13 protein-coding genes and 1 pseudogene are annotated in these 15,292 nt (G+C 51.0%); 10 read left to right on the top strand and 4 right to left on the bottom strand.

What is annotated here, in order from left to right:
• Positions 1-228: 228 nt before the first annotated feature.
• Together E1B03_RS15025 and E1B03_RS15030 are read right to left on the bottom strand one after the other, a co-directional pair.
• On the bottom strand, positions 229-1,356 hold the full coding sequence (locus E1B03_RS15025) for an MFS transporter (protein WP_133087232.1): 1,128 nt from the start codon (positions 1,354-1,356) through the stop codon (positions 229-231).
• 141 nt (positions 1,357-1,497) lie between these two features.
• Positions 1,498-2,556 (bottom strand): alpha/beta hydrolase, encoded by a 1,059-nt coding sequence (locus tag E1B03_RS15030; protein ID WP_133087233.1) that lies wholly within the window; start codon positions 2,554-2,556, stop codon positions 1,498-1,500.
• 265 nt (positions 2,557-2,821) lie between these two features.
• Between E1B03_RS15030 and E1B03_RS15035 the strand changes: the two genes are divergently transcribed.
• The 5 genes from E1B03_RS15035 to E1B03_RS15055 all read left to right on the top strand — a co-directional run bounded on the left by E1B03_RS15035 (position 2,822) and on the right by E1B03_RS15055 (position 7,627).
• The gene (locus E1B03_RS15035) at positions 2,822-3,706 is read left to right on the top strand and encodes a LysR family transcriptional regulator (protein WP_103770799.1); all 885 of its coding nucleotides are present in this window, start codon (positions 2,822-2,824) and stop codon (positions 3,704-3,706) included.
• Between the two features lie 226 nt (positions 3,707-3,932).
• On the top strand, positions 3,933-4,841 hold the full coding sequence (locus tag E1B03_RS15040) for a LysR family transcriptional regulator (RefSeq protein ID WP_103770800.1): 909 nt from the start codon (positions 3,933-3,935) through the stop codon (positions 4,839-4,841).
• Between the two features lie 133 nt (positions 4,842-4,974).
• Positions 4,975-5,481 carry an SRPBCC family protein gene (locus E1B03_RS15045; RefSeq protein ID WP_103770801.1) on the top strand — a complete coding sequence of 169 codons (507 nt, stop codon included), beginning with the start codon at positions 4,975-4,977 and terminating at the stop codon, positions 5,479-5,481.
• Positions 5,482-5,759: 278 nt separating this feature from the next.
• Positions 5,760-6,611 carry an aldo/keto reductase gene (locus tag E1B03_RS15050; RefSeq protein ID WP_103770802.1) on the top strand — a complete coding sequence of 284 codons (852 nt, stop codon included), beginning with the start codon at positions 5,760-5,762 and terminating at the stop codon, positions 6,609-6,611.
• A 26-nt stretch (positions 6,612-6,637) separates the two neighbouring features.
• Entirely contained in the window at positions 6,638-7,627 is a 990-nt protein-coding gene (locus E1B03_RS15055) for an aldo/keto reductase (protein ID WP_103770803.1), read from the top strand.
• Positions 7,628-7,660: 33 nt separating this feature from the next.
• Here the strand turns inward: E1B03_RS15055 and E1B03_RS15060 are convergent, their stop codons facing one another.
• Positions 7,661-8,554, bottom strand: coding sequence for a LysR family transcriptional regulator (locus E1B03_RS15060; protein ID WP_103770804.1), 894 nt, complete (start codon positions 8,552-8,554; stop codon positions 7,661-7,663).
• Between the two features lie 148 nt (positions 8,555-8,702).
• On the opposite strand from E1B03_RS15060, the gene E1B03_RS15065 reads away from it, so the two are divergent.
• Entirely contained in the window at positions 8,703-9,494 is a 792-nt protein-coding gene (locus E1B03_RS15065; protein ID WP_103770805.1) for an SDR family oxidoreductase, read from the top strand.
• A 123-nt stretch (positions 9,495-9,617) separates the two neighbouring features.
• Entirely contained in the window at positions 9,618-9,842 is a 225-nt protein-coding gene (locus E1B03_RS15070; RefSeq protein ID WP_103770806.1) for a YdgH/BhsA/McbA family protein, read from the top strand.
• A gap of 11 nt (positions 9,843-9,853) precedes the next feature.
• On the opposite strand, the pseudogene E1B03_RS15075 reads toward E1B03_RS15070, so the two are convergent.
• Positions 9,854-10,966 (bottom strand): annotated as a pseudogene (locus tag E1B03_RS15075) (IS3 family transposase).
• Positions 10,967-11,375: 409 nt separating this feature from the next.
• Between E1B03_RS15075 and E1B03_RS15080 the strand changes: the two are divergent.
• The 3 genes from E1B03_RS15080 (at position 11,376) to E1B03_RS15090 (ending at position 15,249) form a co-directional block, all read left to right on the top strand.
• Entirely contained in the window at positions 11,376-12,419 is a 1,044-nt protein-coding gene (locus E1B03_RS15080; protein ID WP_181012801.1) for a TRAP transporter substrate-binding protein, read from the top strand.
• Between the two features lie 73 nt (positions 12,420-12,492).
• Entirely contained in the window at positions 12,493-14,367 is a 1,875-nt protein-coding gene (locus tag E1B03_RS15085; protein ID WP_103770808.1) for a TRAP transporter large permease, read from the top strand.
• A gap of 117 nt (positions 14,368-14,484) precedes the next feature.
• Complete coding sequence (locus E1B03_RS15090) at positions 14,485-15,249, top strand: SDR family NAD(P)-dependent oxidoreductase (RefSeq protein WP_103770809.1); 765 nt, start codon at positions 14,485-14,487, stop codon at positions 15,247-15,249.
• Positions 15,250-15,292: the final 43 nt, after the last annotated feature.

The following is a 15,292-nucleotide window of genomic DNA, read 5'->3' on the forward strand; positions in this document are numbered from 1 at the left end:
TTAATAAATCGCAAAGATCACCATGAACATCTACGAAATTCGCCGCTCTGTACTTAACAGTGTGTTACTGATTTTTATCACGCCGTTCTGGCTATCAGAAAATCGATGAGCGCTTTCACTCTTTTGGCTTTACCCACGTTTTTGGGGACCGTAGCGGTCCTGGATGGCTGCAAGCTGCAAGCTGGGACGGACGCTGTTAACGTTTCTGGAGCGCGGACCTTCGCCGGATTAACGCGCACCGGCCTTCTGGCGGGCGGTGAAAAAGGTCAGTACGCCCGCGCAAAGGAGCAGCATGCTACTCATAGCAAACGTGCTCTGCCAACCGAGGTGGTCAAACACGATGCCTCCTGCCGTTGATCCAAGGGCGATGGAGAGCTGAATCACCGCGACCATGAGCCCGCCTCCGGCTTCCGCGTTGTCGGGCAGCGTACGCGCAATCCATGTCCACCATCCGGTTGGCGCGGCAGTGGCCAGCATGCCCCAGAGCCCTAACAACAGCGAAACCGTCCAGACCTGATGCCCGGTCAGCATCAGGCCGATGGCAATGACGGCCATCAGTCCGGGTATGGCCACGAGCGTAGGGTAGAATTTTCTGTTGAGGAATGTCGAAACAACCAGCGTGCCGATAAAACCAGCTACGCCGATAACCAGTAAAATCAACGACAAACCTGAGGAATCAATCCGCGTCACGGTCTCCAGGAACGGGCGCACATAGGTAAAGAGCGTAAACTGGCCCATGAAAAACAGGCCACAGGCCAGCATGCCAACCGCAACCACGCGGCGGCTAAGTATGAGGAATACATCGCCAGGTGACGTGTGGCTTTTATTCGCATCCATACCAGGCAGGCTGATGCACTGCCAGATAAAGGCGACAACCGCAATGGGCACCAGGCACAAGAAAGCGCCTCGCCATCCGACCGTGGCACCCAGATAGCTTCCCAGCGGCGCGGCCACGACCGTCGCCAGCGCATTACCGGCGTTGAAAATCGCCAGCGCACGCGTGACCTGCTGCTGCGGCACCAGACGAATCGCCGTTGCCGCAGACATCGACCAGAATCCGCCGATCGCCATACCGATCATCGCACGACCGATCATATACATCAGATAACTGGAAGCCAGCGCAATAATAAGCCCCGATACGGCCATCAGAGCCGTCATCCCCAGCAGCAGGAACTTACGATTCATCTTTCCAGCCAGCGTTGAAAGCGTCAGGCTGGTCAGGACCGCCAGCGCGCCGGAGATAGCAATCCCCTGCCCTGCCAGCCCCTCCGTCACGCCTAAATCGCGGGCAATCGGCGTGAGCAGGCTGACGGGCATAAATTCAGAAGCAATCAGCACAAACACGCACAGGGTCATGGCAAAAATGCCGCCCCAGTATGCGCGCTGATGATGAGGTGATGGTGTTTGGTTTAGCGTCGACATAGTAAAATTTCACGAAGATCAGGATAAAAGCCACCGGCCTATGGCCGGTGGCTTTGCATCAATTCAGGAGAGGATTTATTTCAGTTTGGTCTGGAAAAATTGTTCGAATTTCGCGAAAGGTATTTTTCCGGCCACGTTATCGTACAGGTCCACGTGATTTGCCCCTGGTACCACCACCAGCTCTTTGTCTTTACTGCCGACTGCCTTGTAAGCATCTTCAGCAAAATAGCGTGAATGCGCTTTCTCACCGGTCACAATCAGCGTCGGGATAGTGATTTCACTGGCGTAGCTCAGCAGCGGCATATTCATAAACGACAGCGGCATCGTTGCCGTCCACGCCCCGGTCGAGTTAACGGAACGTTCGTGGAAGCCGCGCGGCATGCGATAGTAATCGAAGAACTCTTTCAGTACCGGATGTGGATTTGCCGGCAGCGTTTCTGGCAGAATGCGCTCGCCCGCGCTGACCTTGCCGTTGCTGTCGACACTAATATCATGAGCACCGTGTGCGAACGTGCCGCTCTGCGCATCCTTCCAGCGCTGTTCATTCAGATATTGCAAAACAGCACGACGGTCGGCGGTGGAATAACGGTCTTTGCCATCCCCCACACCATGGCCCATCGCCCGGCTCATGTCGTACATCACGCTGGTAGCCACCGCTTTAACGCGGGTATCCATCGCAGCATCGTTCAGCGCCATGCCGCCCCAGCCACAAATACCGAGCAGCCCGATACGGTTGCGATCCACCTCTTTTTGTAGCCCTAAGAAATCCACCGCCGCGCTGAAATCTTCCGTATTGATATCCGGAGAGGCGACGTTTCGCGGATAGCCGCCGCTTTCCCCCGTGTAAGAGGGATCGAACGCCAGGGTAACAAACCCTTGTTCCGCCAGCGTCTGCGCATACAGGCCGCTGGATTGCTCTTTCACCGCGCCAAATGGCCCACTGACCGCAATCGCCGCCAGCTTGCGATCGCCACGGTCTTTAGGCAGGTAAAGATCGCCCACTAAGGTGATGCCATATCGGTTCGGGAACGAGACTTTACGATGTTCGACTTTCTGGCTCTCGGCGAACGTTTTATCCCATTTATCTGTCATGGACACAGGGGCATTAGGATGGGTTGAATCAGCATAACTCATTGTCGTGACTCCACTTAATGATGCGAATAACAGCATGGCCGGCATCGCGGTTTTTAGCGTTCGGGTGAAGGCTTTCATAAAAATCTCCATAAAAAACAACAGAGAGATACAGGTTTCCGACGGACAACGCTGCGGTGCTTTGCTTTGATGGGGTCATTATAGTGAGCAGGATTAGTGCTGATTAGGGGGCGATTACTGCTAAGATTGATACCATATTGGTATAAATGAATGCTGAGATTGCTGGCATGAAGGGGGGGATTTTTCAATGGCGAAAAGGGAGAACTACAACGAGCTGTACCTGTTTATGCAGGTGGTGCGGGAAGGCAGCTTTACCGCAGCGGCTCAGCGGCTGGGGCTTGCTCAGTCAGGAGTCAGCCGCTCTGTTCGCGAGCTTGAAGAAAGGCTGGGCGTCCAGCTGCTGGTGCGCACCACGCGTAAACTGTCGCTGACGCAAGCAGGCGAGCAGCTCTACCAGAAGACGGCATCGGGATTTGATACGTTAGACCTTGGGCTTGCCACGCTGGCGCACTATCGAGAGACGCCCTCCGGCACGGTGCGTATCAATGCCAGCCAGCACGCGATTGATAAATGCCTGCTGCCAAAGCTGGCGGTATTTAAACAGCGCTATCCTGATATCAGACTGGAACTGATGAATGAGAGCCGGTTCGTCGATATCATCGAGGAAAGATTCGATGCAGGCGTCCGCCTGGGGCCTGAAGTCGGCCAGGGTATGGTCGCGGTACGCATCACGCCTGATATGGAGATGGCAATTGTGGGTACTCCGGAACATTTTCGTCGCTATGGTTTTCCGCAAACCCCGGCGGATTTAAAGGCGCATCCCTGCATCGCCTATCAGTTTGCCGACGGCAGCATATACCAGTGGGAGCTCAATCAGGATGATAAAAAAATTACCCATCGTCCTGAAGGACAATGGGCCTTATCTGACAGCTATATGGAGGCAGAAGCCGCCCGGTTGGGCCTCGGGTTAGCCTATGTCCCTGTTGAACTGGTCGCGGATGATTTAGAACACGGTAAGCTAATCAGGGTATTACAGCGTTACAGCCTGCGAATGGACGGATTGTTTCTCTATTACCCTCATCGCAACGTCTCCCCAGCCCTGCGGATGGTCATTGATACGTTGAAGATCTGAACGTTAACAACGCCCGACTCTTCACTGTGCAAAATTGTGTCAGGTAGTCCCTCTGCTTTCAACTCCAAGGTCTGCTTTGAGCTGAAGAGCGGACATATCCGTACAAGGCCTACCATCCAGAAATGGAAGTTCCCCCAAAAGGAAAACACTCGCAAACCTTCTAGACAACCTTTTCTCGAGCATTTAGCCTGAATTAAAATTTTAATATCTGTCAGGCTAGTTCATTATGAAAAATGATATCAGAACCCTCGACCTTAACCTTCTTAAGGCCCTTGATGCATTACTGGATGAGGGAAGCGTGACTCGGGCTGCACAGCGCCTCTCACTGACGCAGCCTGCCGTCAGTGGTATGCTTATTCGCTTGCGTGATTACTTTGACGATCCACTCTTTGTTCGCACCAGCCACGGTATGGTCCCCACAATGCGGGCCAACGAACTTTCTACGCCGGTAAAACAAATCCTCACCGATATCGCTATCCTGCTGAAACCAAAGAAATTTGATCCCGTGACGGTGGAACTGACTTATACCATCGTCGCAACGGACTATGCACTTAAGGCTGTTGTCGTTCCGTTGATGGCTGAGCTAAAACAACGTGCACCGTATATTAAAATCGCCGTGCGGCCCGTGGACAATGAGCGAATGTATCAGCAGTTATCTCGGGGTGAAGTTGATCTGGCTTTGATAACACCGCAAACAACCCCCGAAGACCTGCATGGAAGAGCGCTCTATGAAGAAGATTATGTCTGCGTAGCACGACGTCATCATCCTCTGGCAGCGAGTTCAGAAATGACGCTCGAACAATTTTGCAAACAGGAACATATTCTGGTGTCTTCAGAAGGTAACTTCACCGGTGTTACAGATGAAGCACTGGCTAAGCTCAGTCTGACACGACGAGTAGGCATGTCAGTTAATAGTTTTCAGGTGATACCTGATATATTACAAGTGACTGATATGATTGCAGTTGTACCTCGCCGCATGGTCCTGACTAACAACGATCTCATCATTCTCCCTTTGCCCCTGAAAGTACCCGGCTTTACCAAGAGCATGGCCTGGCATGAGCGAACCCATCGTGACCCAAGTCATCAGTGGATTCGTGCTTTATGCGCAGAAGTAAGCCAACATCCCGCGTCCTGATATAATTTATCTTATTAAGAACATAAGTAATGACAATTCGCCTTATAACTCCATTGCACCAATAATCACTGTCATCACGTTACTGCCGTAATGACACACGCAGTGCACTCAACTATAGCAATTGGAGAAATTTATGAACGCGATTAACTGGCCAGAAGGCTTTGTTCCGGGTTTTACCGATAACTTTGTTTCTAATGAAATGATCATCTCAGGTCTGAACGTCAATGATGTCTGGCCGCTCCTGAGTCAGCCATTGCTATGGCCGGAATACTATAAAAATTCCGCCGATGTGCGCTTTTATGACAACAAAGGTCCAGAATTGGAAAATGGGGTTCGCTTCTACTTCAGCACGTTTGGTTTCCCAGTTGAAGCTCAGGTTGTGGAGTTTGTTCCACCTGCTGAAGGTAAACCTGCTCGTCTGGCATGGCACGGATGGGCCGGTGAAAAAGATACCCCTCAACGACTCGATGTCCATCATGCGTGGCTACTGGAGGATCTTTCCGGTCACAGGGTCCGTATCCTAACGCAGGAAACACAGAACGGAGTCCCGGCAAAAGATCTGGCAAATACCCGCCCGAACCCAATGCTTAATGGTCATCAGGAATGGCTTGACGGCCTGATTCGAGCAGCAAAGAAATAATAAACCGCTTTCCACAGTCATATCACTGAGGCTGCACTTCCCCGCAGCCTCAAGAATATTTGCCCGTTTGCTATTGCACTTGATTACAGGTAAATCATGTAACCCCCGCAAGTGACACCGCGCGGCCATATCTGTAATGTCCCCTCCTGGCACAAAGCCGACCTTGAGCCCCTCCAAATTAATGAGCACATCTAATAAACCCTAGCTAATTACCCCATCTAATCGAATAAATCAGTTTGCGTTATGCTTTTCCAACACAACAGCTGAAGGATAACGTCATGCAAACTGTAAAACTGAACAACGGTATTGAGATGCCCCTGCTGGGCTTTGGTGTGTTTCAGATGTCTGATCCCGCTGAATGCGAAAGTGCCGTTATTGATGCCATCGATACGGGATACCGCCTGATCGATACCGCCGCGTCTTACCAGAATGAAACCCAAGTCGGGAATGCGCTGAAACAGACCGGCATCGCCCGTGATGAACTGTTTGTCACCACCAAACTATGGCTGCAGGATACGAACTATGAAGGCGCTAAAGCCCAGTTCGAACGTTCCCTAAATCGTCTGCAACTTGATTATGTCGACCTGTATCTGATCCACCAGCCTTACGGCGATGTCCATGGGGCATGGCGTGCTATGGAAGAACTGCAGCAGGCAGGCAAAATTCGCGCCATTGGCGTCAGCAACTTCCATCCAGACCGACTGGCCGACCTTATCGCCTTCAACAAAGTGACCCCTGCGGTGAACCAGATTGAAGTTAACCCGTTCAACCAGCAGCTGCACGCCGTTCCCTGGAATCAAAGCCGTGGCATTCTGCCGGAAGCCTGGGCACCGTTTGCTGAGGGTAAAAATGGCCTGTTCCAGCATCCCGTGCTAACGGCAATTGGCCAGAAGTACGGCAAAAGCGTGGGCCAGGTTGTGCTGCGGTGGATCTTCCAGCGAGGCATCATTTCACTGGCAAAAACAGTGCGCAAAGAACGTATGGAAGAGAACATCAATATTCTCGATTTTGAACTCAGCGCTGAAGATATGCTGCAGATTACCGCTATCGACACTGCAACGAGTGCGTTCTTTTCTCATCGAGATCCTGCAAGAGTTGAATGGCTGGCGGGCCGCAAACTGGATGTTTAAGTCGCGATAAAAGAGGTATTCATTCAATGCAAAAACGTTATCTGGGTCAATCCCGACTCGAAGTCTCCGCACTTGGGCTCGGCTGCATGGGCTTAAGCCACGGCTATGGCCCGGCGACCAATACGCGTCAGGCTATCGAGCTTATTCGCGCTGCGGTTAAACGTGGCGTCACCTTCTTCGATACCGCTGAAGTGTATGGCCCCTTCCTTAATGAAGAAGTTGTCGGCGAAGCCTTAAAACCATTTCGTGACCGCGTGGTCATGGCCACTAAGTTTGGTTTTACTTTTGGCGACGACAACAAGCAGCAGATTTTAAACAGCCGTCCGGAGCATATCCGTGAAGCGGTGGAAGGATCACTGCGTCGTCTTAAGACTGATGTTATTGATCTGCTGTATCAACACCGTGTCGATCCGAATGTGCCGATTGAAGACGTTGCGGGTACTGTGAAAGACCTGATTGCTGAAGGCAAAGTCAAACATTTTGGTCTGTCCGAAGCGGGTGCACAAACTATTCGCCGCGCGCATGCCGTACAACCGGTCACGGCGCTGCAAAGTGAATACTCCATGTGGTGGCGCGAGCCTGAGCAGGAGATCCTGCCGTTACTGGAGGAACTGGGTATTGGTTTTGTGCCCTTCAGCCCATTAGGCAAAGGCTTCCTGACGGGAGCGATTAAGCCAGGAACCACTTTTGGCAAGGATGATTACCGCAGCACAGTGCCGCGTTTCGCCGGGCAGGCGATTGAAGCCAATGAAAAGCTGGTCTCATTGCTGGGTGAACTGGCGGCAGAGAAAGGTGTGACGTCTGCGCAAGTCGCGCTGGCATGGCTGCTGGCACAAAAGCCGTGGATTGTTCCTATCCCTGGTACCACGAAGCTGCACCGGCTGGAGGAAAACCTGGGGGCCGCCGACATCATCCTTTCTCAGGATGACTCGCGACAGATAACCCAGGCGCTTGAAACGATTAAAATCGTCGGCGAACGTTACTCTCCTGAGCATCAGGCCCGCGTAGGCCGTTAATACCCGAACGGGCCCTCAGCGAATGGGGACCCGTTATTCCTGGTAGCGAAGCGCATCGATCATCAGCGCAAAAGCGGGCGGATGCTGCTTACGGCTCGGGTAGTAGAGGTAATATCCGGGGAAAGTCGGACACCAGTCCTGCAGCACCTGAATAAGCGCTCCTGACTTTATATCATCCTGCACCCTGTCTTCCGGTATACAGGCGATGCCAAAACCGGATAACGCCGCATCAATCCTTTCCGCTTGCAGATTAAACGTGACCTGCCCTTCTACTCTGACCCGTAACGGTTTTCCATCCTTCTCAAACTCCCAGTGGTAAAGCCCACCGGCTGTCGGCAGGCGCATATTGATACACCGGTGATGTTGTAGCTCGTGCGGCGTTTCAGGTGCAGGATTTGCAGCGAAATAAGACGGCGCTCCTACCACGGCCATTCTCATGTCCGGCCCAATTCTTACCGCAATCATGTCCTTATCCACGCTTTCGCCCAGGCGGATCCCGGCGTCAAAACGCCCCTCAACAATATCGACAAAGCCGTTATCCACCACCAGTTCAACAGTGATTTCCGGATATTCCCTGAGGAAGGGTTTTAGCTTCGGCCATACCAGACTTCGCGCGGCATGCTCCCCGGCTGATAAACGAATATTGCCGGAGGCGGTGCCGTTCAGTTGAACAAGCGATTCCAGTTCCTGTTCAAGATCGGCAATGCGAGGTTCAAGGCAGGCAATAATTCTCTCACCGGCCTCTGTAGGGGCAACGCTTCGGGTCGTGCGGGTCAGAAGGCGGATATTCAACCTTTCCTCCAGGGCCTTCATCGCGTGGCTGAGTGCAGACTGAGAAACGCCCAGTTTACCCGCTGCTTTGGTAAAACTTCGCTCCCTTGCCACCACCAGAAAGATTTGCAGTTCGTTGAAGTTTTCTTTGAGCATCGGCGATTTCCTTATGGAGGCATTCCCTTCATCGCATACTCATGAAGGGTATTCATAGACACAATCATTTTAGCCCTATTACTGACAATAATGATAATTGATATTCTGACCGTATCGAAAATAAGTCTGAATTATCAGAAGGTTTATCATGAAAATACTCATTGCAGGCGCGACAGGAAGTATTGGCCTTCATGTCGTCAATACCGCTATTAAAATGGGCCATCAGCCCGTGGCGCTGGTCAGAAATAAACGCAAAGTAAAATTGCTTCCTCGTGGAACAGATGTTTTTTACGGCGATGTTTCAATGCCTGAAACACTCACCGAATTGCCGAAAGATATTGATGCCATCATTTTTACGCTCGGTTCCGATGGTCAGGGTCGTATTGGTGCCAGAGCAATCGATTACGGCGGAGTACGTAATATTTTACGAATTTTCAAGGATCCGCCTGTTCGCATCAGCCTGATGACCACGATTGGCGTGACTGAACGGCTCAGCACCTGGAATCAACGCACTGAGGTTCATGACTGGAAAAGACGCGCCGAGCGTCTGGTCAGGGCCAGTGGTCACCCCTATACCATCATCAGGCCCGGCTGGTTTGATTACAACAATGATGATGAACACAGGATCGTTATGCTTCAGGGAGATCATCGCCATGCAGGAACACCGGAAGATGGTGTGATATCCCGGGAGCAAATTGCCCAGGTTCTGGTCAGTGCCCTGACCCACGACGAGGCAAAAAATAAAACGTTCGGGCTGGTGGCTGAACGAGGTGAAGCACAGCAGGATCTTACCCCACTGTTTGCAGATCTGCAGGCTGATGATCCACAAAAAAATGATGGGGTTCTGGACATAGACAATATGCCTCTGCGTGAAGAACCTGACTGCATTATTAACGAGCTGAATTTGTATTCAAAAAAACTAACCAATCGACAACCCTGACAATTTTGTCATATAGCCGTCAGCCTCATGACAGCTTAAGTCTGTATATTTGAATACACAGATGGAGGAAGTTACTCCTGATACAAGTCCAGTTTCAAGCATATTGTTAAAGAGGTACTAGATATGAAAACACTATTTATTACTACATTGGTCATGGGATTTATTTCAGTGAATGCCGCATCTGCCGCTCAGGAAATTAACCATGCAGATGGCAAAGAAAAGATCGGTGTAGTCTCGGTAAGCAATGCCTATACGCTTGATGATTTATCGAATGCGCTCTCTCGTAAAGCTGATGAGCAAGGAGCAACATCGTTCAAAATTCTGTCAACCACGGGGAATAACCTGTAAATAGACCCGTTTTAGTTCCATGCATTTTTTGAGATCCCGGCCAAATAATGGTGCTGTCGGTATTCCTCCGGTGTCATATTGTTCAGAGATTCATGCGGACGTTCACAGTTATATTCTGATAACCATTTTTCCGTGATTTCACGTACTTCATTCAGCGTTCTGAACAGATAAAAATCGAGTATTTCTGTGCGATATGTCCTGTTAAAACGCTCAATGAAAGCATTCTGTGTCGGCTTACCCGGCTGAATAAACTCCAGTTTTACTGCGTGCTTCTCTGCCCATTCAGCCAGTGCCAGAGAGATAAATTCCGGACCATTATCCATGCGCAGCATGACCGGATAACCGCGGTTTGCCGCGATCCTGTCGAGCACACGGACCACTCGCAGAGCTGGCAGATTCAGATCTATTTCAATCGACAACGCCTCACAGTTAAAGTCATCAACGACATGGAACGTGCGAAAACGACGCCCACAGACCAGGGCATCATGCATAAAATCAACAGACCAGCTCTGGTTCAACGCTTCCGGAGTGGCCAGTGGAGAGGGATTACGCACCGACAACCGCTGTTTGCCTTTGCGGCGAAAATTCACCTGCAGCAGACAGTAAATACGATGGATCCTTTTGTGATTTCACGGGTGTCCCTGCCGCCGCAAAACCTGAAGAAGCTTCGAAAAACCGTATCGTTGGTATCGCTCGGCCAATGCCTGCAACGTGACAATAACGGGTTCGTCCCGCGTGGTATCCGGACGGTAATGGTAAAACCGTTCTGCTCAGATTGAGACTCCGGCAGGCCTGACGGATACTGAGTCCAAATGTCGTTATCAGATGAGTGACCAGCTCACGTTTAAAGGCTGGTTTTAAAGCTTTTTTTCGATAACATCTTTCAGTGCCCGGTTCTCAAGGCTCAGGTCGGCAAACATCTGTTTGAGACGCCGATTCTCGTCCTCAAGATCCTTGATCTTTTTAATATCAGAAGCCTCCATGCCACCGTATCTGGACTTCCAGTTGTACCAGGTGGCTTCAGATATACCGGCCTCCCGGCAGACATCTTTAACGGTTCGTCCGGCTTCAACCGACTTAATCACAGTGATGATCTGATGCTCAGTAAAACGGGCTTTACGCATAGCGATCTCCTTCGTTGGCAGATTGATTATGCCGGATGATCTCTAAATGTGAATGGCACGATTATGCGGGATACTTACAGTTTTTCACTTAACCTAAAATTTCGACAAGAGTTTATTTCATAATCCGATTTGAGCTTTGAGCGGCTAAACAGTGACTAAACAGCGAATACCCCGTTTCTGTTTTGTAACAACCATCTACAAATTAGCGATATCCACCACATAATTCACATATCCATCAAGCTGATGAAAGGAAGCATATTGCATTTGCGCAGTGAGTCGGATAGCGTCTGTAACGTTACACTAAAACGTTACAGAAGAAATTACAGCGACTTTTTCGTTAAACCAACTGGTTGATTCAGTCCTGCCAGATGGCGTTATCACGACCTCTACACTGTGAGAAAGGATAATCATGATGAAAACAACACCGTTTAATTCAGCCAGACGTTTTCTGGCACTCGCTTGCCTCAGTAGCGCCCTAATTGCTGGCAGTGTGCTGAGCGCTTCGGCACAGGCAGCAATCAATTTCCGTGTTTACTCTTCTCTGCCAGGAGATGACTCCTCTGCGCACTATATTTGGTTCAACCGCTTCCAGGAAAACCTCAATAAAAACGGGAAGTTAAAAGGACAGATTAAGCTTAATTATTTCGCCAACGCCATGCTAGGAAAAGAAGCCGATGCCACACAACAGGTCCGTATCGGTGCCATTAACATGATGATCTCAGGAACCTCAATCTGGGCCACACTGGTTCCTGAAGTGGGCGTGTTGGATCTGGGTTATCTATTTAAAGACTATGATCAGGTCGGGAAAGCGCTGGACGGTAAAGCCGGTGAGCAGCTTTCTAAGCTAATGATGGATAAAGCAAACGTGATGGTGCTGGGCTATGGCTATAACCTCGGTGCGCGCAATGTATACACCAAAAAGGCGATTGAAAAGCCGGAGGATTTAAAGAATCTGAAAATCCGTGTACTGCCAGTACCCAATTTTATCGCCACGCTAAATCACATGGGGGCAGTGGCCATTCCCATGCCGGGCGGGGAAGTCTATTCCAGCCTGCAAATGGGTGTGATCGATGGCGTCGAACATGATGCGCCCACCATCTACGCCAGTAAATATTATGAAATCATCAAGAATGGTACGCTGACCCGCCATAGCTATAACCCGCTGATGATTGCCATGAACAAGAAGAGCTTCGAGCAGATCCCGGAATCATTACGTGCCGACGTGCTAGCCGCTGCGAAAGAAGCAACGGAATATGAGCGTCAGCAGGCCAGCCAGAAAGAACTGGAAGCGATTAAAAACCTCGAAGCGAAAGGGGTCACTTTCAGAGAAACCGATCGCGCGTTTTTCGCGCAGGCCGTGCAGCCTGTTTGGAAAACCTTCCTGGATAAATACCCGGCACTGAAACCGATGGTGGACGAAATCAGCGCCGCCGCGCCGAGCGACAAACCATAAGTCGTACATCGTCGGCCAGTGCAGTTTCACCGGTCGACGATGTTGCCCAAACAAACCATGAAAGGAGTTCACCATGGCAGATATTTCGATAAAAACAAAGGATCAAAATACTTTGTTGACGCTGTTAGGGCGGCTGAGTCGATTTCTGACAACCTTAACGTCCTGGGCCGGGGCTCTAGTGCTGTTTATCAACGTGTTGGTGGTATTCGCTTCAGTAATCTGGCGCTACGCCCTGCACTCACCGATCCACTGGGCGGAAGAAGTGGCGCGCGCGCTAATGATTGCGCTGGTCTTTTTTGGCGTCGCCACCTCTACAGGCAGAGGCGGACACATTGGCGTCGATCTGTTCTTACGCTTCCTGCCTGTAAACGTACGCCCTTACGTTGTCCATGCCAGCCGCTGGATCCTTTTTCTGGTCTCCGTCGGGCTGGTCGTTTCCAGTTATGATCTGGTGCAAGCAGCACGATTGCAAACCACCGAGACTGGTCTGCCACAAACCATCTACGTCATTCCGGTATTAATCGGCTCTGCGGTGATGATGGTAGCCGCCCTGGAACATGCCCTGCATGAACGCACCAAAGTGGTGTTGCTCAGCGGTGTTGGGATCATCGTGCTGGCAGCACTGGGTTATCTGAAATTGTCGCTAATGGCCGATCCAGCCAGTGCGGCGGCTGGTCTGATGTTGATTTGCTTCATGCTCGGCATTCTGGCCGGTGTACCGATCGCCTTCACGCTCGGCATGTCCGCAATGGTCTTTTTTATCTGCGACCCTTCCCTGCCCTTTGTCTTTTTCTCTCAGCAGGTGGCTGCGGGCGTAGACCACTTTGTTCTGTTGGCAATTCCATTCTTCTTGCTCGCCGGTGCGGCAATGGAAATCAACGGCATGTCCACGCGTCTGGTCGAACTGATTGTACGCGGTATGGGGCGCTTTCGCGGTGGTTTGAACATGACAACGGTGCTGTCGATGGCTTTTTTCTCCGGTATCTCCGGTTCCAAACTGGCAGATGTGGCAGCCGTCGGCGGGGTATTAATGCCTGCTGTACGCCGCGCGAAGCAGGACAGTGAAGAAGCCGCAGGGGTATTTGCCGCGTCCGCAGTGATGGCGGAGACCATTCCTCCTTGCGTTAATTTAATCGTGATGGGATTTGTCGCTAACATTTCCATCGGGGCGTTGTTTATCGCTGGCCTGATCCCAGCAGCCTGTCTGCTGGTGCTTTTGATGGTTGCCGCTAATCGTTTTGGCGGGAAAATTAACGTCAACGAAGCCTACCCCGTATTACGCCCACGAACTCAGCTTTACTTAGGCGCAGCTGTCGGTTTGGTCATGATCTTCATGATTGGCCGCGGGGTAATGATGGGGATCGCCACGTCTACAGAAATTTCCGCCTTCGCGGTGATTTACGCCATTGTGGTAGGCCGCCTGGCATTTGGTGAACTGACGCTGAAAGCCACAGTAAAAATGTTCGTCGATATCGCGGCAATGTCCGGCGTTCTGTTGTTCATCGTGGCCTGTGCGACCAGCCTCTCTTATGCCCTGACAATCCAGATGATCCCACAACAGATCGCTGAGCTGCTGGTCGGGATTGGCATGGAGCAAGGAGGCTGGCTGTTCCTGATGTTAACCATTGCCATTCTGATCATCTTTGGTGCGGTTCTGGAAGGCGCGCCTGCGCTGATCATCTTCGCACCGATTCTGGTACCGATTGCGATTCAGCTTGGCTTTAACCCACTGCACTTTGGCATTGTGATGATCATGGCAATGGGTTTTGGTCTGTTTTCACCACCGATTGGCCTGGGTTTGTACACTACCTGCGCTATTTGCGGTGTGGAAATGAAGCACGTCATCAAGCCTATGGCGAAATATCTGGCGGTGGTTTTTGTAGGCATCATTATTGTCGCTATGGCCCCACCGTTAACCACCTGGTTGCCTGGACTGGCCGGCTACTGATAATCAAATCCTTTATTTGCCACTCTTAGGTGGCAGGGATATCCACGCACAAAAAACGGCAAAACGATGTCACATCATTGCCTGATGCCGTTTAAATATGAATAACGGGAGTATTAAATGGGATTATTAACGGGTAAGAAAGTGTTTATTACGGGTGCGGAACAAGGCATTGGTAAAGAGAGTGCGAAAAAACTGATTGAGGCTGGATGCGACATCTATATACATTATTTCAGCGGTGAAGAAGGCCCACGGGAATTAACGGCCCTCGCCCAACAACAGGGCTGTCGGGCTGCCTGTGGCTTCGCCGATTTAACCAATGAAGAAGATGCTGCTCGCTGTGTGTCGCAGGCGGCGGAATTTCTTGGCGGTATCGATATTCTGGTTAATAACGTTGGCGGTATTATCGCACGAAAATGGCTGGGTGAGATTGAACCACATTTCTGGCGCACGGTCATTGATGTCAATATGACGACGATGCTGAATGTCACTCAGCAAGCATTACCCTGGCTGAAAGCCGCACCGAACGGCGCCAGTATCGTCAACCTGGCTTCACTGGCTGGCCGTTCTGGTGGTCATGCAGGTTCTCTGGTCTATTCCACCACTAAAGGTGCAGTGCTGACATGGACACGCTCACTTGCCGCAGAACTCGGTGAACATGGCATACGCGTCAATGCCGTTGCTCCGGGGCTGATTCTGGGCACGCGTTTTCATAATCAGCACACTACGCAAGCCTCTGCCGACCAGACAATCCGAGCCATTCCTCTGGGCAGAGCAGGTACACCGGAAGATGTGGCAAGGGTTATCTGTTTCCTCGCTTCGGAATATGATGGTTTCGTTTCCGGCGCAACCATCGACATTAACGGCGGTATTTACCGGGCATAAATATGTGGCGGGTAATGATGCCCGCCAGCATTAAAAGGTATGA

Origin of the sequence: Citrobacter arsenatis, from assembly GCF_004353845.1 — a bacterium.
In the GTDB taxonomy this organism is placed as follows: Bacteria; Pseudomonadota; Gammaproteobacteria; order Enterobacterales; family Enterobacteriaceae; genus Citrobacter; species Citrobacter arsenatis.